The organism is Bacillus sp. RC240 (assembly GCF_044907945.1).
Classification (GTDB): domain Bacteria; phylum Bacillota; class Bacilli; order Bacillales; family Bacillaceae_G; genus Bacillus_A; species Bacillus_A mycoides.
In genome coordinates this window covers 17502-44471 of record NZ_JBIYCT010000006.1, presented here as the reverse complement: position 1 = coordinate 44471, position 26970 = coordinate 17502, and the positions used below count along the sequence as shown (strand labels likewise).

General features: G+C 34.8%; 19 protein-coding genes and 1 pseudogene. All 20 read left to right on the top strand.

The window, feature by feature from the left end; genetic code table 11:
• Positions 1 to 887: 887 nt before the first annotated feature.
• The 20 genes and pseudogenes from ABH955_RS19340 to ABH955_RS19245 all read left to right on the top strand — a co-directional run bounded on the left by ABH955_RS19340 (position 888) and on the right by ABH955_RS19245 (position 26807).
• On the top strand, positions 888 to 2597 hold the full coding sequence (locus ABH955_RS19340) for a hypothetical protein (RefSeq protein WP_404456846.1): 1710 nt from the start codon (positions 888 to 890) through the stop codon (positions 2595 to 2597).
• Positions 2598 to 3599: 1002 nt separating this feature from the next.
• Entirely contained in the window at positions 3600 to 4706 is a 1107-nt protein-coding gene (locus tag ABH955_RS19335) for a conjugal transfer protein (protein WP_404456849.1), read from the top strand.
• 2 nt (positions 4707 to 4708) lie between these two features.
• A complete protein-coding gene (locus ABH955_RS19330) occupies positions 4709 to 4999 on the top strand; it encodes a hypothetical protein (RefSeq protein ID WP_000421388.1) in 291 nt (96 codons plus the stop codon).
• A gap of 41 nt (positions 5000 to 5040) precedes the next feature.
• Positions 5041 to 5445, top strand: a complete 405-nt coding sequence (locus ABH955_RS19325; RefSeq protein ID WP_000192364.1) for a TcpE family conjugal transfer membrane protein — start codon at positions 5041 to 5043, stop codon at positions 5443 to 5445.
• Between the two features lie 59 nt (positions 5446 to 5504).
• A complete protein-coding gene (locus ABH955_RS19320; RefSeq protein WP_404491508.1) occupies positions 5505 to 8045 on the top strand; it encodes an ATP-binding protein in 2541 nt (846 codons plus the stop codon).
• A 1-nt stretch (position 8046) separates the two neighbouring features.
• Positions 8047 to 8529, top strand: a complete 483-nt coding sequence (locus ABH955_RS19315) for a hypothetical protein (protein ID WP_404491506.1) — start codon at positions 8047 to 8049, stop codon at positions 8527 to 8529.
• A 34-nt stretch (positions 8530 to 8563) separates the two neighbouring features.
• Positions 8564 to 11134 (top strand): CD3337/EF1877 family mobilome membrane protein, encoded by a 2571-nt coding sequence (locus tag ABH955_RS19310; RefSeq protein WP_404491505.1) that lies wholly within the window; start codon positions 8564 to 8566, stop codon positions 11132 to 11134.
• 27 nt (positions 11135 to 11161) lie between these two features.
• Positions 11162 to 12400, top strand: a complete 1239-nt coding sequence (locus ABH955_RS19305) for a bifunctional lytic transglycosylase/C40 family peptidase (RefSeq protein ID WP_404491503.1) — start codon at positions 11162 to 11164, stop codon at positions 12398 to 12400.
• A gap of 51 nt (positions 12401 to 12451) precedes the next feature.
• Positions 12452 to 13048: a hypothetical protein gene (locus ABH955_RS19300; RefSeq protein ID WP_404456862.1), complete on the top strand. Its 597-nt coding sequence runs from the start codon at positions 12452 to 12454 to the stop codon at positions 13046 to 13048.
• A 50-nt stretch (positions 13049 to 13098) separates the two neighbouring features.
• Positions 13099 to 13898 (top strand): annotated as a pseudogene (locus ABH955_RS19295) (CPBP family glutamic-type intramembrane protease).
• 634 nt (positions 13899 to 14532) lie between these two features.
• Positions 14533 to 14799 (top strand): phosphocarrier protein HPr, encoded by a 267-nt coding sequence (locus ABH955_RS19290; protein ID WP_404456865.1) that lies wholly within the window; start codon positions 14533 to 14535, stop codon positions 14797 to 14799.
• A 348-nt stretch (positions 14800 to 15147) separates the two neighbouring features.
• The gene (locus ABH955_RS19285) at positions 15148 to 17094 is read left to right on the top strand and encodes a BglG family transcription antiterminator (protein ID WP_404456867.1); all 1947 of its coding nucleotides are present in this window, start codon (positions 15148 to 15150) and stop codon (positions 17092 to 17094) included.
• 156 nt (positions 17095 to 17250) lie between these two features.
• Complete coding sequence (locus tag ABH955_RS19280) at positions 17251 to 19206, top strand: fructose-specific PTS transporter subunit EIIC (protein WP_404456870.1); 1956 nt, start codon at positions 17251 to 17253, stop codon at positions 19204 to 19206.
• A gap of 17 nt (positions 19207 to 19223) precedes the next feature.
• Positions 19224 to 20171, top strand: coding sequence for a mannose-6-phosphate isomerase, class I (gene manA, locus ABH955_RS19275; RefSeq protein ID WP_404456873.1), 948 nt, complete (start codon positions 19224 to 19226; stop codon positions 20169 to 20171).
• Between the two features lie 1220 nt (positions 20172 to 21391).
• On the top strand, positions 21392 to 22378 hold the full coding sequence (locus tag ABH955_RS19270) for a mannose/fructose/sorbose PTS transporter subunit IIA (RefSeq protein ID WP_404456876.1): 987 nt from the start codon (positions 21392 to 21394) through the stop codon (positions 22376 to 22378).
• 33 nt (positions 22379 to 22411) lie between these two features.
• A complete protein-coding gene (locus ABH955_RS19265) occupies positions 22412 to 23212 on the top strand; it encodes a PTS mannose/fructose/sorbose transporter subunit IIC (RefSeq protein WP_377867382.1) in 801 nt (266 codons plus the stop codon).
• Between the two features lie 24 nt (positions 23213 to 23236).
• Positions 23237 to 24148: a PTS system mannose/fructose/sorbose family transporter subunit IID gene (locus ABH955_RS19260; protein WP_377867381.1), complete on the top strand. Its 912-nt coding sequence runs from the start codon at positions 23237 to 23239 to the stop codon at positions 24146 to 24148.
• A gap of 205 nt (positions 24149 to 24353) precedes the next feature.
• Positions 24354 to 24728 carry a DUF956 family protein gene (locus ABH955_RS19255; RefSeq protein ID WP_377867380.1) on the top strand — a complete coding sequence of 125 codons (375 nt, stop codon included), beginning with the start codon at positions 24354 to 24356 and terminating at the stop codon, positions 24726 to 24728.
• Positions 24729 to 24966: 238 nt separating this feature from the next.
• Complete coding sequence (locus tag ABH955_RS19250) at positions 24967 to 25836, top strand: RNA-binding protein (protein WP_404456880.1); 870 nt, start codon at positions 24967 to 24969, stop codon at positions 25834 to 25836.
• Positions 25836 to 26807, top strand: coding sequence for a hypothetical protein (locus ABH955_RS19245; protein ID WP_404456883.1), 972 nt, complete (start codon positions 25836 to 25838; stop codon positions 26805 to 26807). The genes ABH955_RS19250 and ABH955_RS19245 overlap by 1 nt, the downstream gene beginning before the upstream one ends.
• Positions 26808 to 26970 lie beyond the last annotated feature (163 nt).

Below are 26970 nucleotides of genomic sequence, written 5' to 3'. Positions count from 1 at the left end.
TATTGTGGCTATAACTCTTTACTTGAAATCATACAGCCTTATCATGGCTATAACTCTTTACTTGAAATTACATAGCCTTATTGTGGCTGCAACTCCTTATCTTTAATTAGACATAGCTCTATTGTGGCAACAATTTAGTAATTTATGAAACGTTATAGCTATATGATGGCTACAACTCTTAAAAAATGAAACGAGCATGCCCTGATCATTATCCTTCTAAAAAAAATTTATTCTATATGATTTTATGATAAACGTTGATATAAAGCCATTTCATAAAATATGATTGAAAACTCGATTAAACCATTATAGCTATATGATGGCTACAACTATCATCATAAAAACTCACGAAAATCCTTATATACCAAGGGTTACAACGGTTTTCTATATAATTTAAGTTGTTTTGAAAACATGAAACGTTATAGCTATATGACGGCAAGAAATATGAAATGAAATGAAACGCTTATAGCGGTATGACGGCTACAACTTTTAAGTAAAAGTAAGGATAAACCCCTATATAACAACGTTTATATGGTATTAATAAAATATTATCATTCAACCAAAACTTGAAACGTTATAGCTATATGATGGCTACAACTGTAAAATAAAATCAGCTAAGAACCCTATTAAATCAATGGTTTATAAGGATTTACCACCATTTATACTACGTTTCATATTTACTAAACTTCATAGACCTATGGTGGCAACAAACTTTTTTTCATGAAACGTCAAACCCCTTGTCGCACAAGGGATTGAGGCACGTTTCATTTTTTTATTTTTCCTCTTAAAGGGACAGATTTCACCAGTATTCGATTTGATATAATCAAAAATGAAATTCTATATCTAATTGTGGGGAAAACTGCAACTTAAAATAAAAGGAGGTGAAAAAGATGGCAAAACCTTTCGTTATAAAGAACAAACGTAGTTTGAATGGTGAAACAACAACACCAGTAATTGTAACAATTAAATCATGGCAAAGATTAGTAGATGCTTTAGAAGGTAAGTATTACAGTTTTAAAGATACTTATCTAGAAGACATTGTGAAGTCTATGTCCTATGAAGAACGAATTGCAGATGAAGAGGGATTTGTTGAACAAGCAAAGCCATCTTTTTCACTGAAAATGAAAAAGATTGTAGATAAAGTAAGTGGATTTGATAAAAACGAAGGCAGAAAACATAAGCTATATGGTATTACAAATGCTGATCTAGAAGTATTTCTATTTCTTCATAAAAAATGTAATACATATGGTGAGCTTTCACATGTATCAATCCACATGCTTTGGGAAGATTATAAAAATTATAAAGAAGCATTTGCACATATTCACCACTCACAATTTTATGTGGCTTTGAAGAAGTTAAGTTTCCATAACATCATTACAATTGAAAATGAGTACAGTGGTAAATATAAAATCACCTTAACTGATTTCATGAATAAGGAAACGAATAAAGCAAATGCATATACATTTATTAGCCCGATAGTATTTACCAAAGAATTCTTTGAGTTATCCATTGCAGCTAAGAAACTATTCATGGATGTAGCAATGCAGCAGAAACGCGAAACTACCCTGAAACGTTCTTTATTCAAAGTTGATGAACAAGGAAACTCAACACACTTTGGTGGTATGTATCGTTACTTACATAAGAAATACCCACATCAGATTCGTGCTGTACTTGAGGAATTAGAAACAAAACTTTCTGCTACTGGATCTCCTTTATTTAAAATTTGCAAGTTAGAAAAAGGGAAGAGGAATAAAAAGCAATACACAACATTGCATTTATCTGTACATCCTGATTTCTTATGCGCGAAAGAAGAAGGAGCAGAATACCGTGATCCATTTACACCACGAGATACATATAAGCGTAAAGTTAAATTCATTGAGAACTTGTTAGTTGAAATGAATATTGCTGAATTTGCAAAGGATATGAACCAATTTATTAACGTTTTAAAACACTCTTGTCACCGTCAAATTCGCCAAGTAGTTCGTGGCTTACGAGAAATGATTGATCGACAAGAAGGATATCCGAAAAAGCTTGTTTATACGCTAAGTAAATTATTAAAGCAATCTTCTCAATATCGTGTATTAGACACAGCTGCTAAAACTGGAATTTATCCTTTAATTACACACAATATACCTAAACATGATCAAGAAGAGGCCATTTTTAAATTTGGTACTCATTTTGCTATATACTCTTTACGAAATGTTCAAAAGCTATTCCGTAAAGCGCATGACCTGCTTCATGTGAAATATGCTGTACCTGTAACTATAGATGCTTACCATCGTAATTACATGCAGTATCAAGAGGAATCACTATTTAGAAAATATGCTTATGAGCAAGGAGTAAATATTAACACATATACAGCATTAGAAATTGAAATTCGCGAACTCTTAAAGTCTAGTGGTCATAAAGGAAATCAAATCCCTAGTGATATTCGTGAACTGTTCATTGAAAAAATTGATAAATTGCCGAAGGAAAAGATTCGTGTAATTGAGGTCCCTAAAGACTTTGATTTAATTCAGTTTCTACAGTCCTTAGAAGCATATTACCGTTCAACAAGTGAAATACCACATACGGTTGATCAGCTGCTTCCAGCAATGTAAAGATACAGCTCTCTATTTTTGAAAAAAACAAAAGTAGAGGGCTATTCGTGTTGGAGGTAACGTATAGAGTGTATTACTTCAAACAAAACAGAGAGAAAGTTTTCAATTTAAATGATCACGACTCTCTATTTTTTATGCAATTCCATACATTGCACGTGAAACAAAAGGAGATATTCACAATCTCTAAGATTTTAAATCTGAATATTCATTCTTTTTATATCATTTCATCTACAAAAAAGCAGAAATATTTTTTATAATTCTGTTGATATCTTAATAATTTTGACCTGATGTGTATAACATAAAGCCTTAAGTACTGTTCTTATCATGTTCTATCTCTAAATCTACTTAAAATCAGAAAAACTTCTGTTAGTTATGTTTAAAAAGTGGATTCTGTTCCTAACTTTGACCAATTTGTTAATAAATTGTGTGTAGTTTTTAAGAAATGTGGAAAGTTTGTTCATAAATCAGCAAAATTTGCATTTATTATTTATTCATTCATTCGCATCAAATTAACGATGATTATATGTAGTTTTTATATAACTACTTTACGATATTTTGTAGTTTTTAATCATCATCCAGCTCATTAAGTACATTCCCAGTATTTACTTTTTATGATTTTTTACGGCTAGAGTAATTATGAACCCTTAGCACAGCAATGTTTTAAGACGATTTTTTCTCTGTATAAAAGTTTTATCTTTTTTCTTTATATATATTAAAGATATATATTATATTAGGTTTTTATATTGTGTAATACTTACTATAGAGAATAGACCCTGTGTAAAACTAATTTCATTTCTTAATGGAATTGTTTTTTTTATTTACTTTAATAAACATTATATTTAGTTTTAATCTTCCTAAAAAAATTTTGATATAAAACATAATTTTTTTTTATTTCTCTTAGATTTCCGAAAAAAGTAAATCATACTTAAAGTAGATAGTTGATTAGTGGAAATTACAATGAACTTTGTAATCTCCTAACCATTTAAAAAGAGAGGTGAAGACATGGTAAAAAAGAAATCCCAGAAAAACGCCGAAAAAAAGAAATTTACATTCTTTAAAAAAGCAAAGAATAAAACAACTGAAATATTAGATATGCAACAAGAAAATTCAGAAGCACTTAAAGAAAAGAAGAAACGTAAAACAAGGGAGAAAGTTCCAGCGATAACAGGAAGAAAAGTAGGTAAGGTTACATTTTGGTGTGTGATGGGATTTGTGTTTGCAGGAAGCTCCCTTTCATTTATCCAACTTGCTGGTCCTCCTAGAGCAGTAGCTGTTCAGGAAAAGAAGGAGGAACCCGTAAAAATTAAAATGTCAGAAGCAGAATTAATTGCATATGCGAATAGTTTTGCCGCTGATTATTTTAATTGGAAGGTTGATATGAATGTAGCTGAAGCGCGGAAAAAACGATTAGAAAAATATTTAGTTGAAGGATCCGATGAGCAAGGAGGATTAAATAGAGATACTTTAAAAAATGCTTCTAGTACTTTAGTTAAGTCGGAAGCAGTAGAAGTCCGTCAAAAAGGAAATGAAGCAGAAGTTACATTGAAAATCATTCAGAAGCTAGAACCTGTAAATAATCCTGCTCCTGGGACGACACAAGCTCCAGACACATCAAAAGAACCCAAAGAAGTTACAAGGTACTTCTCTATTCCAATTTTAATGGAGAAAGGGAAGATGGTAGTCCCTAACAATCCTACGATCGTTCATGGAGAGAGAGAAAAGGCCCCTTATAAAGTAGCCACTTTCAAATCAGAAGGACGAGAAATTAATACAGATGCAGAAATAAAAAAAGTAGAACAATTTTTACAATCTGTATTTAAAGTGTATACAGAAGGAACACCAGAAGAAATTGCTTACTACTTTGAAAAAAGTAATATAACAAATGGACTAAAAGGTATTATGACATTTAGCAAATTAGAAAACCTTCGTATTTATGAAGATAAAGATAAAGGTTATAAAGTCTTAGTTGATGCAAAATTAAAAGACAACGATAGCAGCTTAGAGTACACATACACATATGACTTAAATTTAGTAAATAAAGATAACAAGTTTTCAATTAGCTCTATGAAAAAATTTGAAAATACGTTAGAGAAAGTGGAGGGTAAATAATTATGGAGCTTTTGGGATTAGATATGTTAGCTCACCAATTACCTGCTATTACAGATGCAGCTGTAATAGGTAATATTAATTTTGGAGTAAATATTAAAAATTGGTTAGTAGCTCAATTAGGTCCAATCTTTTTAGTTGTAGCACTTATTGGAGTAATTATCTTTGCAGTTAAACGACAAATGGCTGGTTTACTTGGTTGGATAATTGTTTGTGCACTATTATCAGTTTTTGTATTCTCACCAGACGTTTTCAAAGATCTTGGTACAAAATTATATAATTTAGTATTCAAGTGATAAATTAAAAATCTCTGAAAATATTAAAGGGGTTGGTAGAAATGACTCAAAAGCCGACTCGTAAAGAAGTTAGGACATACAACTCGATATGGGATATTCCTAAGAGTTTATACGGGATAAGGGACTTAACCCTCCCTTTCCCAGTTCCTTATAGACAGTTGGGCTTCTTTGTTGGATCTTTACTTTTAATTTTAATTCTAGATCAGTTTTTACCTTTAGGAAATAATGTGTTTTTAAAATATTTAATACTACCAGGTGGAATAGCATACTTCTTTGGCAATGTAGAATTGGATGGAAAAAGCCCACATAAATTTTTATTTCGATTTTTCGTGTTTATGTTCGAAAATAAGAAGATTAGCCGCTATAAAGATACAACTGGTAATATTGGAAACTATCAATATAAAACCTTAATACGATTCAAGGATGATTCAATCAATAATAAGTAATTAATTAATCTATACGGAAGAATTATTTTAGTCTCATATTCTTCTCTAAGGAGGGTAAAATGAATCAGGTTGAATTTCCAGTCAAATACTTTCACGAAAATTTGATTTTTAACCAAGATGGCTCTTGCTGGGCGTATTATGAGGCATACGGAATACCATACGAGTTCCGAGGTGATGATGATAAAAATACCTTATTCATGCGTCAACTTGGCTTGTTTTGGAATTTTGATGAAGAAAAGCACCTCTTAATGATTCCTGTTTATCAGAACTTCCAAGAAAAAGCAGATGAATTCAAAGAAACAGTTAGCGGTGAATTAAAAGAACTTGCAATTGATCATACAGATGATGTCGTACATGAGCTAGAACGAAAATTTGGTAAAAATGCAGTAGAGTACCGATATTTTATTGGCGTGAAATTAAAGGTAAGACACATACAAGAAGGGTTTAAAGAAATGTTGTACACAGCATTTCATACCTTTAAAAACACCGCAGAACAATTTGGGTTACTTGGTGATACCAAAATACTAAAAACTGATTTGGAGATGTTTAAAAGAGAAGCTAGCGCTTTTAAAAATAAAATAAGAAAACATTTGGCTGTAAGGGCTCTAGAAACTAATGAAACGCAATGGATTATATTAAGAAACTTCTATCGCACATTAGAGGCGCCAGTAACTGCTGGATGGACACCTCCCGTACAGAATGACGACTCTGCAATAATACCAAATCAAGAAAGCTTATTACGATTATCCGAAGCAGAATTTGATGTTAAAGGAAGACATATAGAAATGTCCCAAATTGGTTCTGATGGATTAGATTATCCAGCGTATATGAGTTTCTTATCGGCATCGAAGATTCCATACACAATGGAATTTCCAGATCAAGAGTGGATGTATATGATCCAAAATATAGATTTCCCAATCGAACTAAGTGTTCGTACAGAAAATATTAACCATCGTAAAGCTCTATCTAAACTAAATAAAAAGAAAAAAGATTTAGAAGATCAAGAAGCACATGCTAGGGAAAATGCACAAACTGTTGGGTTAAACGTGTATGAAGGTGTTCAAGAGGCTACTGAATTACAAGCTCTTATACAAAAGACACGTATGCCACTAGTTAAGACATCGGTGTCTTTCTGTATATGTGCTGAAGATTTAGATACAATGCGTCGAAATACGAATTCACTTATTTCTATTTATAGAGAGATGATGATTGAACTAGTAAGACCGTATGGAGACCAGTTCCTACTATTTAATGAATTTATCCCTGGTTCTAGAAGATATGTAAATGATTATATACACTTTATGGAACCTGGAGTTCTGGCAGCTGGTATGTTTGGTGCAACACAAGATTTAGGGGATAATATCGGGTTTTATATTGGAACAACTGGTATTTTAAACAAAGCAGTCTATATGACACCTTCTCTCGCAGCAACAAATACCGTTGCAAATCAAAAAACAAGCGCACTTTCAGTTGCAGTAACAGGAAGTACTGGTTCTGGTAAATCATTTGGAACGAACTTAATTGTTTACCTAGCGGTACTAGGAGGAGCCCAAACACTGATAGTCGATCCGAAAGGTGAGAGGGGGAACTGGACAGAAGATTTACACGGCTTAGAAGGTAAGGTAAATGTAATTACATTAGGGACTGATAGACGAGATGAAGGGAAACTAGACCCATTCATCATTCATAAACATAGCCGAAAAGATGCAATTGAGTTAGCGATGACAATTCTTACTTTCATTACAGGTATTAAACCCGATAACTCGGAAAAATTCCCGCGCTTGGCTTCAGCCGTAGAATTCGTAGCAGGAATGGAAGAGCCATGTTTAACGGCTGTATCTCAATACCTTGAAGATAGTGAGGATAAAGTGGATCAACAATTAGCCGCTCATATTCAAGCATTTGAGAATTTATCATTTGCACACTTAATCTTTGGTGATGGAACAAATAGAGATATCGAACTTGATACAGCTGTAAATATCATTCAAATTCAACACCTTGACATGCCAGATATTCAAAAAGATCCGAAAGATTATACCTTACAAGAAAATCTATCTGTTAGTATGCTGATGTCTCTATCTTCATTTGCAAGAAAATTCTTTCAAAAAGACCCTACTAAATTCAAAATTGTTTTATTAGATGAAGCATGGGCAATTATGGGAACTTCTCAAGGGCGAGAGTTGGCTCGTAAGCTAGTTCGTGAAGGTCGTGCTTTAAACTCTGCAGTTTACTTTGCAACTCAAAGTGCAAGTGACCTTGGAGATGAGACATTTAAAAATAATATCGGTATGAAGTTCTCATTCCGTAATACAGACAGTAAAGAAATTTCCTCAATCTTAGATTTCTTTGGATTACCTGACAATGAAGAAAATCATGCAATTATTACAAATTTAGAAACAGGCCAATGTTTATTCCAGGATATTCAAGGAAGAACAGGTGTTGTCACAATGGATGTAGTGTTCAAGGATCTATACGATGCATTCGATACAAGACCAAATGCAAGGAAGAATTATAGAAAGTCAAATGATGATGAAAAGCAGGAAGTTAATGCAACCTTTGTCGAAGGAGGGGAAGAAAAAATAAATGTAGGAGTGAGTTAATATGTTAAAAACTAAATTTAAAAAAATTATGCTAACAAGTCTATGTGTAGGTACTCTTATCCTGAGTGCAGCATGTGGTAATAGTGAAAAAAATGTTGGAGAAGAAAAGGATAAACAAGGGCACACTCCAAGGGAAGTTATGCTTGATTTTGTAAAAGCTGATTTACAGCGTGATCATAAAACAATACTTACGCTTGTAGTGGATGGGGATAAAGATACTATATTGGACCGAAATCAAGGACCTAAAAATAATTTATCTTACAAAGATTATAAAGTAAAAGAGTATGTGGTAGATAAGGATACAATTATGTATAACTTTAGCTCGAAAAAACCCCCTAAAAACATCGATAAAGAAGTGAAGTGGATAAGGGTAGTTCGAACAGGTGAAGGTTTTAAAGTACGTAGTTATGCTGCTCCTTATCGAAACGAAATTGATGAAGTGGCAGGAACTAAACCAACAAGTGAGTTTAGTTCAAACGATTAGTAGGTTTTCCCATAAAAAGGGGGAGTAACATGTAATGAAAAAGTTTATTACCCTATTCTTGTTAGTTTGTACATTCGTATTAGCATTTAATTTACTATTTAAAGCAGCACCAGTATATGCAGATGAGGAACCCAGACCATCTCTTTTAGATGATATTATCCCTAAAAACAAAGAAAAATTAAAATTCGAAGAACACCCTCCAAGTAGTTATGGGATTGATATTTACACACCAGAAGGTGGATTTGGTGAATCTCTTAAATTTTGGAGATGGGGAGATAAAGTAAAAGAACAAATGGTCGCTGTATTATTTAGCCTCATTAGTATTGGATGGACTCTTAATCTTGCAGTTAGTACTTTTGTAACAAGTATGGTTGGGCAATCTATGAGTCTTAATATAGTGGCCGATGTTGGGGATAAATTAGGAGATGTTATTTCAAAAGCGGCAGGATTTAATGGTTCTTGGGGTACTGGTATCTATAGTGAACTAATAGGCCTTATGTTAGCTTTCCTAGCTTGCTGGGTTATATGGGTTGGATTTGTAGAGCGACGTCAATCAGAAATGTTAGGCGGCTTATTGAAAACTTTAGGTATTCTAGTTTTTACATTGGGTTTCTTTGCAAACTCAAGCTATATCATTAAAGGGCTGAACAATTTTTCCGAACAAACAAATAAGACAGTTCTTGATGCTACTCAAAGTATTGCGGTAACTAAAGAAGGTTATTCAAGTGGTGTAGATTCCATTACGGATTTAACACATACTCTATTAATTAAACAACCTTATACATTATTACAATTTGGTACAACAGATATGAAGAAAATTGGTGATGAAAGAATTAAAAAGATGCTAACAACTACTAATACTGATGAGAGACAAAAGCTTCTAGAACATGAAGTGAAAGATGAAAATAATAAAATTCTAGAATTAGACGCTACCTTTGAACGTGGTGCATTAGTACTATTACTTTTTGTAATTAATGGACCATTATGGGTAGTTTTATGCTTATGTAGTATGGCGATGCTATTCTATCAACTGATGTTCATCATTGTGGCTTTAATGTCACCAGTAATGTTATTGATGGCTTTAGTACCAGCGTGGACTGGGACAGCGAAGAAATTCTTGGCTGAACTGTTTAGAACATTACTTATGAAAGTTGCGATTGGTTTTCTATTAACTTTAATGTTTTGGGTTTCTTCAATCTTATATAGTGCTACCGATAAATATGGATACCTAGTTGTAGCTGCATTACAAATACTTTCATTCTTAGGAGTATGGTTATATCGTAAAACAATTTTTGATGCAATTACTACAGTACCAGCAAGTGCAGGAGCAGCACGTGCATCAGATGCTATGAGTAATATTAGACAGAAATATCGTGATGTTAGACGTGGATCTAAGACAGTTGGAAGAGGTGTAGCAGTAGCTGGCGCCGCGGGTGTTGCAAGTGCTGCGGTGGCAGGGAAAATGGGTAAATCAGGCTATAGTAAGTTTAAACAGTTAAAAGAAAACTATGCAGATAGAAAAGAAAAGGTAGCAGATGGTAAAAGCAAGGAAAAAGAACAAATGCAAGCAGAAAAAGAAAAAAATATTAATCAAATGAAAAAAGAAGAAAATTTAGGTGTTCGCGATAGAAAAGGAAATCAGGAGCAAGAAAGGGTTAAGGAAGAAGTAGCCGCAACTAAAGAGAATCCAGAATTAGCAGTACGAGGGAAACATGAAGATAATAATCCTGAAATACAACAAGCAGAACTAAAAGATAAAGAAGAGGATGTAAAAGCGGATGTTAAACCAGATGTTAAACCAGTAGCAGAATCAAATGAGGAACTAAATAATAAAGAAGATGTAAAAGCTCAAGTTAGACCGGTAGCACATCAAAATAATGGTGGACTTGAGAATAAGCAAGAAGATGTAAAGGCGGAAGCAAAACCAGTAGGAACAATTAAACCACCAACGGGTCAAACAAAATCAATGGATGGCAAACCAATCACAACACCACAGCCAGGAACAACACCATCACCAGCGAATCCGATGGATGGCAAACCAATCACAACACCACAGTCAGGGACAACACCATCACCAGCGAATCCGATGGATGGCAAACCAATCACAACACCACAGTCAGGAACAACACCATCACCAGCGAATCCGATGGAAAGTAAGCCAATCACAACACCACAGTCAGGGACAACACCATCACCAGCGAATCCGATGGAAAGTAAGCCAATCACAACACCACAATCAGGAACAACACCATCACCAGCGAATCCGATGGAAAGTAAGCCAATCACAACACCACAGTCAGGAACAACACCATCACCAGCGAATCCGATAGAAAGTAAGCCAATCACAACACCACAGTCGGGAACAACACCATCACAACCGAAACCGATTGAGAGTAAACCAGTCACTACTTCACATGTAAGTACGCCACAAAAACAAGTAGAGGTAAAACCGGTTAATCCACAACAAACTAAAAATGTTCCTAAAGTGAATAATCAGCAACAGGTAAAAGAAGGGGCAGCAATTAAAAAAGTTGAAACGAAAGCACAAACACAACAAGAAGCTTTAAAAAATGTAAAAGCAAAAGAAACCAAAAAACCTAAATAATTCAGCTCATGAGGGAGGGTTTATACATTGAGTGCGGAACCAAATCGCGACCTTGAAAATGAACATCATCCTGAAGCTGAACTAGGGAATGCTAAGCCTGCCTTGAAAAAGGCAGGCCATTCTTTAGGGAAGGCGGCTGGTAAAGGATCAAAATTAGCGGGTAAGGCAGTTGCACAAGTAGGTAAGAAAGTAGCAGTTAAAGTAGCACAGAAGGCAGCTACAGTTGCTGTTGCAAAGCCATTATTAATAGTAGCCGGTGTTATTCTGGCTGTTGTTGCAGGTTTAGGAATTGTGATATTTTTATTAACTGCCACAATGAGTGAAGATGAAGTCAGCCCTGGGGGAATTGGTGGTCCTTTTGCACCAGGTACTGCAAGTGTCAGTCCTGAAGTAATGAGATGGGAGCCATTGGTAAGGAAATATGCGGCGCAACATGGCATAGAAGCAATGTCTCCATTAATATTAGCTCTTATTCAACAAGAAAGTTCTGGGACACAATTGGATGTTATGCAAAGTTCAGAATCACAAGGGTATCCTCCTGGGTATTTTACTGATCCAGAAGAAAGTATTAAATATGGTTTAATGCATTTTGCTGATTGTCATAAAAAATCAAATGGTGATCAAAATACTACATTACAATGTTATAACTACGGAACTGGCTACGCTAACTATGCAGTTTCGAAAGGTGGATATACACACGAGAATGCAAGGGCATTTTCTGCGGAACAATCAGCTAAAAATGGGTATAAATGTGGTTCGTGGCGAAGTGCAGAGGCAGTAGCTAATAATTGGTGTTATGGTGATCCAGACTATGTCCCACATATTATGAGATACTATCAACCTGGTCAAACCCCTGGTGGTTCTGGTGGAATTGCTGGTGGTAGCGTTTTAGGTGATGATGTATTCCAAGCAATTATGGCAGAAGCACTAAAGTATCAAGGATGGCCATATGTGTTTGGAGGGCGAACACCAAATACGTCATTTGACTGTAGTGGAATTATTGAGTATACGTATTCAAGGGCTGGTATTAATTTATTTGGTACTGCACAAACCCAATGGGATAAAACCCAACGTATAACAGATCCTAAGCCAGGAGATTTAGTGTTTTTCCATAGTACTTATGCTACAAGTAACTACATTACGCATGTTGGCATTTATGTTGGAAATAATACAATGTATCATGCTGGCGATCCGATTGGCTATGCTGATTTAAGTAAATCATATTTTCAACAGCATTTTGCGGGATATGGTCGTGTAGTTAGATAATAATGCATGTAACACCTAGCAACTTATGAAACTGCGAAAAGGAGGTAAATGATGAATAAAATTACCATTATAATAGCAATTTTATTAATAGCTAGCGTAGGGTTTTTAATAAAATATCAATCTGATAATGAGAAACTTAAAACTGAAAATATAAAATTAACGAAAAAAGTGAAAAAGGTGGAGGCACAATACAATGATACGAAAAAGGAGTTATCAGCTCTAAAGAGTAACAATCAACAACAAGTAAAGGAAGCTGCAGAACGATTTCTTAAAGCTTTCCGTACTTATGATACGGGTAAAGGCGAATCATACCTTGCTAATATCGATGCATATATAACACCAAATGCAAAGAAAGAATTAACACCACCAGGTGGACCAACCCAATCTGCCCCTGGGGCTGGAGATGAGAAAGAGAAGAAGAAAGTTTCATTTCAATCTGAATACACAGGTGGCGAGTTGTATTATGCATTTTTGGATACTACGAAAGCAAATGTATTAGCAAAAGTGAAGAGTAAAATTACAGTTAATGGTGTTTCATCTGATAATATGTCATTAATGCAAATAAATCTTATCTATGATGGAAATAAGAAGTTATGGCTTGTTGACAAGGTTATCCCACTAGCTGATTTAAGGGATCAGATGCCGTAAATCAAAGTACTATTATTTAGATTAAAATTTAGTTTAAGGTGGGATTGTATGTGAATGGAGATAAAAGACTGAAAAAACCGGTGGTAAGTTTTATATTATTAACCAACATTATTTTTTGGCCACTTTTTCTTCTTGTAGGAATCACAAAGTTATTAGATTTTCCAACGTGGATTTTTGATGTAACACTTTGTATATCAGCTTGGTCTTCCACTTTTGCTTTTGTGTTGCTATTTAAAAAACTATATCCTGGACAGAGTTTTATTCGATTCGTAAAAGCTAGATTTAAAAATAAACTTAGTTTCCCTATAGTTCTTACTGTAAGTATGATTTAAATAAATATATTTTTGACGATGTTGTTTCTCGTGTCGATTAACAGTGAAGCAAACTCGATTTTTAATAGAACTACTTGGGGTGTGTTAATTTATTACTTTGTTAAAACCATTGTGTCCGGACCACTAGGAGAAGAATTGGGGTGAAGGGGGTTTGCACTAATGGAGCTTCAAAAAAAATATTCTCCACTAAAATCTTCAATAATTATTGGTTTTTGGTGGGGAATGTGGCATTTACCTATATGGTTTACTACAGGTCTTACAGGCAGTAATTTAATCAAATATGTTTTGTTTTTTATGATTTCAATTATAACTACTACAATTATCATGACAGCATTTTATAATTTAAATCAAAATTTAATTATTCCAATGATTATCCATTTTTTCTTTAATTTATTTATTGGCATTATACATAATTAATTGAATTAATTATGTATAATGCAATTTTTTATTTGATAGTTGCGATTTTAATTATAGTTTTAAATCCAAAGAAAGTATTATACGGGAATAAAGCTTTATAATGTCCTGAGAATGATAGATTAGCAGACAGGTATGAGGATGGACGATGTACTAGCACGTATATTAAGTAAGTAACCACCATAATAAGCCTGGAAGCCGTTCTACCTATGAAATGCTAAAACGCAGCATTTTCAGGTCAAATTAACCCGTGGGATTTAAGAGAAGAACCAAATAAGACTTGGATGCATAAAGGGGAAGCAATAATAATCATTCGAAACGAAATTGTAACATCTTCACCCCTATTCTATATCAGAATTATATAGAATAGGGGTGAAGGGATGGATGATAGAGAAAAAATGATTACATTTTTTAGTGAATTCTGGAAAGTGAATTCGGTTAAAATGCTGGCTGAATTGTATCCAGAAAACATTAAAAATCATTCGAATGTTTATAGTTAAATATAATCTTTTTAATGTTTTTTAGAGAAACTTGTATACCCCTAACCTCGCGTAATATCAGAGGAGGGGATCTTCTGTCGGAAAAAGATAAAAACAGCTTTTCCAGAAGCTACGGTAAAAAATAAAACTTTTACTTAGTTTGCTTTACTATATATTAAATGTAAGCGGTTTCTATTCTTGGCGAAGATACTTAGAATGTGACCTTAATGAATTTAGAAAACTGAAGGGGGAATCATAAGTGGTTGAAAAATTCTTTACAATATTAGAAGATGGGGGACTTCATGCGCGTCCTTCAACAACATTAGTTAATGCAGTTAGCTCATTTAAATCAGAAGTGATGCTTGAGTATAAAGAAAAACAAGTGAATTTAAAATCTATTATGGGTATTATGGCACTTGGTGTTCCAAAAGGCGCACAAATTAAAGTGATTGCAAAAGGGGAAGATGAAGAACAAGTACTCCAAGGTGTAAGTAAAGTAATGCAAACACAAAGTATTGGCGCATGATAATAAGTAACGTTTTGAATGGTTTATATAATAAAAGGAATTTCCAACGCGAGAAGGTATTATCTAGAAACTCCTGAGTCAATAACATATAACGGTATATCATATATTAATAAGTATTGAAAGAGTATCAAAATTCCCAATAGAGTTAACTTCTTGGGAATTTTGATGCTTACTAGTAAGGGCAATGTAGTGTTATGTTATTACATTTAGATATTAGTGTATACCGTAACATAGTTGGAATTTTAAAATCAATACATATAATCTAAAGTGTTAGTTATAAGGAAAAGTAAAAATATTCTTTGAAGTAATGTATATAACTTAGAAGGATATAAGAGATAGGTGAAATTCATGAATACAAGACAAAGAGAAATTTTGTTTCTGTTATTATCTGAATCTAATGATTATTTACTAGTACAAGACCTTGCTGATCAAGTAAATTGCTCTGAAAAAACAATTCGTAATGATTTTAAAGCAATTGAGGATCACCTCACGAATTACGCGAGTGCAATTCTTGTTAGGAAGCCGGGCTTAGGAGTTTACTTAGAGATTGCGGAATATGAAAAGCTAGATTTGTTTAATAAACTTTACTGCATAAATAATCGTACAAAGTATGAATCAGATGAAGAAAGAATCCTGCAAATTGCTTATAACTTGTTAATGAATGTAAAGGCAGTCACTGCACAGGATATGGCTTCTCAACATTTTGTTAATCGTACTACTATAAAGAAAGATTTAGATAGAATTGAAAAGTGGTTATATCATTTTGATTTAACTGTTGTTTCAAAGCAGAGGATAGGACTGTTTGTTAAGGGAACTGAAAAGAATAAAAGAAAAGCCTTGGCTAGATTATCAGATTTAATTCGTAATTCAGAGCTAACGAATCAATTTATTAAGGAACAATTTTTATATCATGAGGTTGAATTTGTTACGAATGAATTAAAAGCGCTACAAAAGCGACATGCATTATTTTTTACAGATGATGCATTTGAAAGTTTATTAGTTCATACGTTGCTGATGGTACGGAGAATGAAGCTTAAGCAATCGATTTTAACTTCTAAAAGGGAAATTAAAATAATACAAGAAACAAAAGAATATAAATGGACATTGGAGTTTTTAAAACGATTAGAGTGTGTTTTCGCTGTTCATTTTACAGAAGAAGAAGCTACGTATTTAACAGCTCATATTTTGGGCGGGAAATTCCGTTATCAAGACAAGCCAGGGGAAGGTAGTAAACTTTCTGAAAGTAATCCAATCCTTTCTAGGGTTGTACATCAATTAATAAAACGAATGTCAAAGTTGTATGAAATTGATTTCAGTAGAGACCAAGTTTTAATTGAGGGATTAACAATTCATCTATATACAACGTTGAATCGTTTGAACTATGACCTCTCTGTATCCAATCCAATGCTACATGATATAAAAAAAATGTATCCTTATATGTTTAATATGTTGATTCAGGTATTAGAAGAAATAAATGAATCTCTAATTCTATATATTCCGGAAGAAGAAGCAGCATATCTTACGCTACACTTTGAAGCATCTGCTGAACGGTTAGACCATCAGGGGAAACCAAAAAATGTAATTATAGTATGTCATATGGGAATTGGGATGTCACAGTTGTTACGTACAAAAATTGAGCGGAAATTTCGCCATATCCATGTGATGGACTGCATTGCAAAAGCTGATTTACAAGATTATATAATGAAACATCATGATGTGGAACTCGTTATTTCTACCATTGCCCTTACAAAATTACTTATTCCTCATATCGTAGTATCCCCATTATTAGAGGGAGCGGAAGAAAAGAAGCTAGGAGATTTTATAAAAGAATGCGATGAACCGAGTTATAAAGAACAAAAAGACTTTGTTATGCTTAATTATACATCCCCATTTTTAGTATTTTTACAACAGGACGTGCAGCACCCATATGAGCTAATTGAAAAGCTAGCACATGCTTTGCATAGCAAAGGCTATGTAGATAAAGAGTATGCAGAAAATGCAATTATAAGAGAAAAGATGTCAGCAACAACGATTGGAGCAGGGATTGCAATTCCACATGGAAATCCGAAATTTATTCAAGAGTCGGTAATTGCAATTGCTACATTAAAGGAACCAATTGATTGGGGATCAGAGAAGGTGTCACTTGTATTTATGCTAGCAGTTAAAAGTGATGGGAAAGAGGTAACGAAACAGTTATTTCATGAGTTATCCTTCATAAGTCAGCGACCATCCTTTATTCAAAAGCTTACCAAAGAAACAAACGTAATGAAATTTTTATCGCATTTACATAATTAAACGAAAAGTGAAGGCCGAAATACTTCGCTTTTTTGTTTATTTCGGTAAAAGGTTTATTTTTCCGGAAGTTACGGTAAAAAATGAAACTTTTGTCATTACGATATTGATTTATATTATGTGTAGGCGCTTACAACGATAGTGTGAGGAGGATTAGAAATGAAACTGTTAGCGATTACATCGTGTCCGAATGGAATTGCCCATACTTATATGGCGGCAGAAAATTTGCAAAAAGCAGCGGATAAATTAGGTATTCAGATGAAAATTGAAACCCAAGGTGGTATAGGGGTAGAAAATGAGCTGACTGAAAAAGATATTCGAGAAGCAGACGGTATCATTATAGCTGCTGATAGAGCGGTAAATAAAGATAGATTCGTAGGCAAAAAATTGTTGGTTGTCGGAGTTCAAGATGGTATCCGTAAACCAGAAGAATTAATTCAGAAAGTAGCAAGTGGCGATGTACCTGTCTATCATTCACAGGCCAAAACAGTTGAAAGTAATCAACAGGAGAGAAAGCAAAACCCAATATATCGTCATTTAATGAATGGTGTATCTTTTATGGTTCCATTTATTGTAGTTGGTGGATTGTTAATTGCAATTGCATTGACGCTCGGTGGAGAAAAAACACCTGGAGGTCTAGTGATTCCAGATGGATCTTTCTGGAAAACAATTGAACAAATTGGTGGTGCATCATTTACGTTTATGGTTCCAATTTTAGCTGGATATATAGCGTATAGTATAGCCGATAAACCTGGTCTTGTTCCTGGTATGATTGGTGGATATATTGCAGCGACAGGAAGTTTTTATGGAAGTGAAAGTGGTGCTGGTTTTCTCGGCGGAATTATCGCAGGTTTTCTAGCAGGTTATGTAGCATTAGGAATTAAAAAAATAAAAGTTCCAAAAGCGATTCAACCAATTATGCCGATTATTATTATTCCGGTGTTCGCTTCGCTTGTAGTTGGTTTAGCATTTATATTTATTATTGGTGCTCCTGTCGCACAAGCATTTGAGTCATTAACTGCTTGGTTGGCGGGTATGCAGGGATCAAGTTCAATTCTCCTAGCATTAATTTTAGGGGCAATGATTTCATTTGACATGGGTGGACCAGTCAATAAGGTTGCATTCTTATTTGGTTCAGCAATGATTGGGGAAGGAAACTATGAAATTATGGGTCCGATTGCTGCGGCAATCTGTATTCCACCAATTGGGATGGGCCTTGCCACTTTCATAGGTAAGGGGAAATTCCAAGATTCAGAGAAAGAGATGGGTAAAGCATCATTTACAATGGGACTATTTGGGATTACGGAAGGTGCGATACCATTTGCAGCACAAGATCCACTTCGTGTTATTCCAAGTATTATGGCTGGTTCAATGACAGGTGCTGTGATTGCCATGATTGGTCATGTAGGAGATAGAGTGGCACATGGTGGTCCAATTGTTGCGGTGCTAGGAGCAGTAGATAATGTATTTATGTTCTTTGTAGCTGTAATTGTAGGTTCCGCTGTGACTGCTGTTGTAGTAAATGTATTGAAAAAGGACATTTCAAAGGTAGAAAAACAACCAGTTGAACAAATACAAGAAGTTTCAGCAACGAAAGAAGTGCTGCAAGTAGAGCAAGAAACGCAAAAAGAAAGCAAACAAGTAGATAAGGTAGAAATAAAAAAACTAACAGATATTACGAGCTTAGAGTTGATTGAAACAGATCTAATAGGAGAAACACGGGATGACGTCATTGATGAAATGATTCAAAAATTAAACCATGTTGGTACATTGCATTCCAAAACAGAATTTAGACAAGCGATTATGAATCGTGAGCAAGAAAGTACAACAGGTATTGGTATGAATATTGCGATTCCACACGGAAAATCAGAAGCTGTTAAGAAACCAAGTGTGGTATTTGGGATTAAACAATCTGGCGTAGATTGGAAAAGCCTTGATGGAACGGAAGCGAAATTAATATTTATGATTGCGGTGCCAAAAGAAAGTGAAGGAAATGAACATTTAAAAATCCTTCAAATGCTTTCTCGAAAACTAATGGATGACAATTATAGAGAGCGGTTATTATCCGTCCAAACAAAACAAGAAGCATATAAGCTACTAGATGAAATTGTATAGAACGGAGGTTTATAATTATGACTGAACCATTATTTTTTGCACCTGTTTTTAAAGAAAGAATCTGGGGTGGAACGCAATTAACTTCTTTTGGATATGAGATTCCATCAAATCAAACTGGAGAATGCTGGGCTTTTGCGGCACATCAGCATGGACAAAGTATTGTTAAGAACGGAAAATATAAAGGTTTATCTTTAGGTGAGTTGTGGGAAGAACATCGAGATTTATTTGGAAATGTGGAGGGAGATCGTTTCCCTCTTCTTACAAAAATTTTGGACGCTAATCAAGACCTATCTGTTCAAGTTCATCCAAATGATGAGTATGCCAGTGTATATGAAAATGGAGAACTGGGAAAAACAGAATGCTGGTATGTAATCGATTCCAAAGAAGACGCAGAAATTATTTATGGACATCATACGAGAACAAAAGAAGAGTTCATGGCTATGATTGAACAGAAAGAATGGAATCAACTGTTACATCGTGTGAAGGTGAAACCGGGAGATTTCTTCTATGTACCAAGTGGAACTGTTCATGCAATCGGTAAAGGGATTTTGATATTAGAAACACAGCAGAACTCTGATACAACCTATAGATTGTATGATTATGATAGAAGAGATTCGGAGGGGAATTTACGTGAGCTTCATCTTGAAAAAAGTATTGATGTAACCGAAATTCCGTTTATATCGAATCAATTAACTGTAAAACATGAAAAAGTAGATGATTTGAGCGTAACAAACTTTATCAAATGCCCGTATTTTTCAGTGGGAAAATGGGAGCTAGATGGATCAGCTAGTTTGAAACAACAAAAAGCATTCCTTCTTGTTAGTGTAATTGAGGGAGAAGGTGAGTTAATTAAAGACGGCGAACACTTTTTCTTTAAAAAAGGAGACCATTTTATATTACCTAATAATTTTGGGGAATACGGTTTGGTAGGTAACACTAATTGTATTATTTCAAGCTTACAATGATTCTTATTATCCGTATATAACGTATAAGTGATTTTTGTTTATTTTAACACAAATTAACGAGCTATAGCCTTTGAATAAAGTTTGATTCTGACAAGTGTTTTAATGAGTTATATTTTAGTTTATCTAGGAATGACTGTGTTTGGAGTATAGCTTAGAAAACATTAGTTTGATTTTTTCTGATGAGGGTAACATTTTGTACTCTTTTTTGTGGGATCAAAATTAACTAGCTACTTCCTAAACATTGTGCCTTATTTACCAACCTGTTTATGCTTTTTTTAAACTTTGCAACAGAGCCGTATTTCTGCTAGCTAATAAGGACGATCGAAAGCCGTCTTATATTCAAAAGCTTACGGAATAAAAGAAAGTAATGAAGTTTTTATCTTATTTACGTCATGAAATGAGGTAAAATTACTATTTTTCCGGAAGTTACGGTAAAAAATAAAACTTTTAACTTCTTGATATTGAAATACAGTAATTGTAGATGCTTTTATTAAGGTTTGAAGAGATATATTAGCGTTTTTAATGACAACTGAGTATTAGATTCTGATAGTGAATGTGTGATAGAAAGGCATTCTAGCAATATAAGTTATGGCAGTGAATTTTATTACTTAGCAGACCCTTTATTGACTTTATAGGTTTTAAGTCAATGATTAGTTAATCTGGCATTGTATAAAAGCGCCTTATTTGCTACTTCTATTTGTGAATAAAATCACAAGTGACATATGGAACAACAAAATGAGTTTTATGACTAAGCTTTCATCAATCATTTAATCTGGCGCAGTACTGTTAGGGGGGGCTAGTGGCGATAGTACACCATCCGCCGCCTCGCTGTATATCGTAATCTCATAGAGGAACAGAATAAAACAGGCGGTCTGTCAGGAGAAGGTCAAGTAGTCCTGATGAGAATGAGAAACAGGTTTCACAGCAATCACTCAATTTTCGAAGAGATAGGCAACAACAATGCCTCCTCGCCGGTTTTGAAACCGCTTTAAAAGTCTCAAGAACCAGTTTTGTTCTGGGGGTGAATAAATGATAAATCTTGGCTATTAGGACAGGACCGATACAGAATGATGAATTCCGAGAGTATTACTAGAAATAAAGGAGGTGGTTTTCTCAGGGAAGAAAAAGTTACCTTTTCAATAGACAAAGACTGACGAAAAAAGACGAAACAGTTGTGTCTATTCAGAAAAAATAGGAGGGAATATTTAGGAGGTATTAATATGGTAGGGATTATCCTAGCAAGTCATGGCGAATTTGCTGAAGGTATCTTACAATCTGGCGCAATGATTTTTGGAGAACAAGAAAACGTTAAGGCTGTTACCTTAATGCCAGGCGAAGGTCCGTCCGACCTAAGAACAAAAATGGAAGCTGCGGTTGCATCTTTTGATAATCAAGATGAAGTATTATTCTTAGTTGATCTATGGGGCGGTACTCCATTCAATCAAGCGAACGGCATGTATGAAGAGCATAAAGACAATTGGGCAATCGTTGCTGGTATGAATTTACCAATGGTGATTGAAGCGTATGCATCTCGTTTTTCAATGACGTCTGCTCAAGAAATCGCAGCACATATCGTTAAAACGGCAAAAGAAGGGGTAAGAATTAAACCCGAAGCACTAGAGCCTAAAGACGAAACAGTTGTAGCAATTGCTGGAGCTAAACAATCAAAAGGTGTACTTGCTCCAGGAACAGTAGTTGGTGACGGGAAAATTAAATTCGTTTTAGCTCGTATAGATTCTCGTTTATTACATGGACAGGTAGCGACTGCATGGACAAAGTCTACACAACCAAATCGTATTATTGTAGTTTCAGATGCAGTTTCTAAAGACGATCTTCGTAAGAAATTGATTGAACAAGCTGCACCTCCAGGGGTTAAGGCAAACGTTATTCCTATCAGCAAAATGATTGAAGTTGCAAAAGATACACGTTTTGGTAATACAAAAGCATTATTACTATTTGAAAATCCACAAGATGTTCTAAAAATTATTGAAGGAGGGGTGGATATTAAAGAGGTTAATGTTGGTTCTATGGCCCATACAACCGGTAAAGTTGTTGTTAATAAAGTACTTTCTATGGGACGTGAAGATGTTGAAGCTTTCGATAAAATGAAAGAAAAAGGCATTCAATTTGATGTACGTAAAGTACCAAATGATTCTCGGGAAAACATAGATGACATTCTGAGAAAAGCGAAAACTGAATTAGCTTAGTGATATAAAAAGTCAAACAAAGTGGAGGCTATTATGTCTATTATATCAATAGTTCTAGTATTGTTAGTTGCTTTCCTAGCTGGTATAGAGGGAATACTAGATGAATTTCAATTTCATCAGCCACTAGTAGCATGTACACTAATCGGATTAGTAACAGGGAACCTAGAGGCTGGAATTGTTCTAGGTGGAACACTTCAAATGCTTGCACTTGGGTGGGCGAATATTGGGGCAGCTGTAGCGCCAGATGCTGCGTTAGCATCAGTTGCATCGGCAATTATTTTAGTATTAGGTGGTCAAGGTGTTAAGGGAGTTGCATCAGCGATTGCAGTGGCGATTCCGCTTGCAGTAGCAGGTCTTTTCTTAACAATGCTTGTTCGTACAATTGCAGTTCCTATCGTGCACATGATGGATGCGGCAGCTGAAGAAGGAAACATGAGAAAAATTGAAATACTACACATCATGGCAGTTTGTTTACAAGGTATCCGAATTGTGATTCCGGCAGGAGCACTTTTGTTTATCCCTGCAGAAAGCGTTCAATCATTCTTGGAATCAATGCCTGCATGGTTAACTGATGGTATGGCAATTGGTGGTGGAATGGTTGTTGCTGTTGGTTACGCATTAGTTATTAATATGATGGCAACAAAAGAAGTATGGCCATTCTTCATTATTGGTTTTGTAATTGCCGCAATTTCTCAATTAACACTTATTGCACTTGGTGCCTTGGGTGTAGCTTTAGCTCTTATTTACTTAAAACTTTCTAAAATGGGTGGTTCTTCCAACGGGGGCGGAGGTAACTCTGGTGACCCACTTGGCGATATATTAAACGATTATTAATCTAGTAGGAGGAGGAGAAGAGAAATGGAAGAAAAAATTCAATTAACAAAAAAAGATCGCTTAGCCGTTGCATGGCGTTCTACGTTTATACAAGGCTCCTGGAACTATGAGCGTATGCAAAATGGTGGTTGGGCATTCTCTATGATTCCCGCAATTAAAAAATTATATAAATCAAAAGAAGATCGTACAGCAGCGTTAAAACGTCATTTAGAATTCTTTAATACACATCCTTACATTGCTTCACCGATTCTAGGAGTTACATTAGCACTCGAAGAAGAACGTGCCAACGGTGCAGAAATTAATGACGTGGCAATTCAAGGTGTTAAAGTTGGGATGATGGGTCCTTTAGCAGGTGTTGGCGATCCAGTATTCTGGTTTACTTTACGTCCGATGTTAGGTGCTTTAGGTGCATCATTAGCGATGACTGGAAATATTCTTGGACCAATCATTTTCTTCTTATTTTGGAACTTGATTCGTTGGGGCTTTATGTGGTATACACAAGAATTTGGTTATAAATCAGGCTCTAAAATCACTGATGACCTTTCAGGTGGATTATTACAAGACGTTACAAAAGGTGCATCAATTCTTGGGATGTTCGTACTTGCTGCCTTAGTACAACGATGGGTATCGATTAAATTTCAGCCGGTTATATCTAAAGTTCAATTAGATAAAGGTGCATATATTGAATGGGATAAGCTTCCTTTAAACGGGGAAGGAATACGTAAAGCTTTTGAACAAGTAAACTCAGGAATGGCACTTTCACCTATGAAAGTAACTACCTTACAAAATAACTTAGATCAATTAATTCCTGGTTTAGCTGCATTACTTCTAACATTCTTATGTATGTGGTTGCTTAAGAAAAAAGTTAGCCCAATTGTAATTATTCTTTCTTTATTTATAGTTGGGGTAGTTGGTCATGTAATTGGACTTCTATAATGAAAGTGTTGATGCTCTAAATTCTCAATGTTTACTATTGAGGAATTATTGAGATGTAGTTTGTAGGAGACCTTTGCAGCCTGCAAATATATGATTGTTTGCATACAAAAGTGGCTGGAGGGTATTGATTCAGCCACTTTTTATGTTGAATTAATTGCTGAAAGAAGCAATTAATAAATAAGATAAAAGAAATGGAGTGGATTTGATGATTCAGTCAATTAATACAAAGGTAGATTTAGTAATAGATGCCACTTCTTTTATGGGACTTGCGGATTATGGGGAAATTATGATTGGTGATAAAGGATTTGAATTTTATAACTCTCGTGACTCGCGTAAATTTATTCAAATTCCATGGGAAGAAGTAGATCACGTTATAGCCTCTGTGATGTTTAAGGGAAAATGGATTCCGCGTTATGCGATTAAAACGAAGAGAAACGGGACCTTCAGCTTTTCTTCTAAGGACCCCAAAAAAGTTCTTCGAATCATACGAGAATATGTAGAACCAAATCACATGGTTCGTTCTCTAAGTTTTTTTGATGTTATTAAACGATCATTTAAGTCGATGGGCAAGAAAAAATAATGGAGTGAAAGGTGAAGTGATCCTTCTCAAGTAGACAGTGTTTAAATGATTAGATATATAGCTATTTTAGCATTAATTCTTATAAATAAGGTAAGGGGCAGGTCTAGAATAAAGAGAATTAAAAATTTTAGAGAATATTTCTAAAAAACTTAGTTTCTCAGTTAAAAGTAACAATAATTCTAGTAGAAGTATTATTTTGGGATTTTTAAATATTGAATGAGGGAGAGGAGATATTTTTATGGATTCAAAGACTTATGAAAAACTACAGGCACTACGTAGATATAAAGAGCCAATTCAAGCGGTATTGAGAACGGTTAAAAGACACGATAAAGACGATCCAGATACTGAATATGCTGAGTTTGCCCTTGAAAACGGTAAGATTATAGGTGTTTGTAAAAAAGAGGACTTCTCTGATTACTCTTTTAGAAGTATTACTCAATTCACAGGTAATATTTTTAATGTAGTAATTACCCAAATGTCTGATGAATTGGATGTAAATAAAGTTCAGGTTTCAGTAAAAGAAGCAAGTAGGAGATCTGCAGATGCTTTAATTCGTGAGTTAATAGAATTGGAGCAAGATGAAAGACTTCAGGAACCTACTTACGAAGCTGAGGTAACTGGATATAACATGAATGCTCAGGTTCCAACTATATTCTTACGTATTAATGGTGCGGAATGCTTCATGAAATTACATGAACTAAACTATGGAAGAGTGTATAAAAACGCTGTGGATCGCTATGCACCAATTGGTGAACATATCCCAGTTAAGGTTCTACAATTTAATCCAGAACAGCGACTAATCCACGTTTCTAGAAAAGCAGCCGTGGAAAATCCTTATCAGTTATTATCTGAATTAGCTGAAGGGGATACAATTGTAGGAAGGGTTGTAAATGTTGACCCGCGTTTTGGAGTTTTTGTTGAATTGGACCAAGGCTGCACAATTAAAGGAATTGTCCCTAAAACAATCGAACAGCCAGTATTGGATGACGTAGTAAGTATGAGAATTGTAAGTGTGGATGTGGAAAAAGAGAGAGGGTCGGGGGTTATCTTTAAGTTTCCATTTGGACGCAAAAAAGTTAACGATCCAACGGCGTTTTTATATAACTAATGAGTGCGCCGCAGGTTTCCGTACAAGAGAATGGAAAGGCGGTTCAATATTGGCTTAATAGGGACGAATCGTTATCACTTTGGGATGACCCCTCTTTACAGGGGGGACCAATTCTTCCAGATAAATTTAAACCACTCACAGATTTACGTAGTATATATGACAGAATTAATTCAGGTTTTATAAATGAAAAAGACAATTTAATACTAAAGCTTATTTGGGATTCATTAGCGATTACTGAAGCTCAAATTAAAAATTTTGTGGAATCTAAAATTAGTAGGTCACAGGTTTCAGAATCGCTGAAAAAGCTGGTACTGTATGGATTTATTAGTCGATGGGAGATAAAATCGGGGCTATTTCCGGATCAGCCCAAAACCTCTGCTCCAATCACTTTAAATACTGCCGGTCATATGATGATGTGGGCTTATCATAAGCGTAATACAAGCTATTCTTTAAAGCCAGAACAGTGGTTAAAACTTGGGGTGGCAGGCGTACAAAGATTTGTCACTATGAATCAAATAAAATATGAGTTTGCAGTAGGCCAACAATTATTAAAAAACTGGTGCTGGTATCCGAAGCTACAAGGTACTGGTACTGGGTATAATCCAATTGCTGTCGGAGAAATTAAAACTCCAATCGGAAATCAAAACTTTATATTTGAAAGAGTACAACAAGGCCAACGATATGCACAACATTTAAAATCGCGATTGAAAATTTGGGAAGATCAAATTCAAAATGGACCAAATAATTTATTGAACTTCGAAAATACGAAGAGTTTACCAGGTATTTTTATTTTATCTATATCTAATCTCGCTTTAGCAGAACATGTTAGAAAGGAGCTAATGTTAGACTTACGTAAAATTCCTATCATGCTCGTAATAGACGAATGTATTCACAGTGAGGGATTCGCAAAATCTTTTTATATTTCAACTCAAAACGGGATTCAGCAAGCACCATTACCATTTTTGAGATAACAAGAGCTGCTTCAGGTAAATATGCTGAAGCGGCTCTTTGTTGCTTTAGCAATGAATCGATATTCATAACTCAACTTTTGTTTGCGGTATATCTAGTTTCATTACGTTAGCAGAAAAATAAAGGAATTATTGGAGCTGTGAACTACCCGCCACTTAGCAAAGT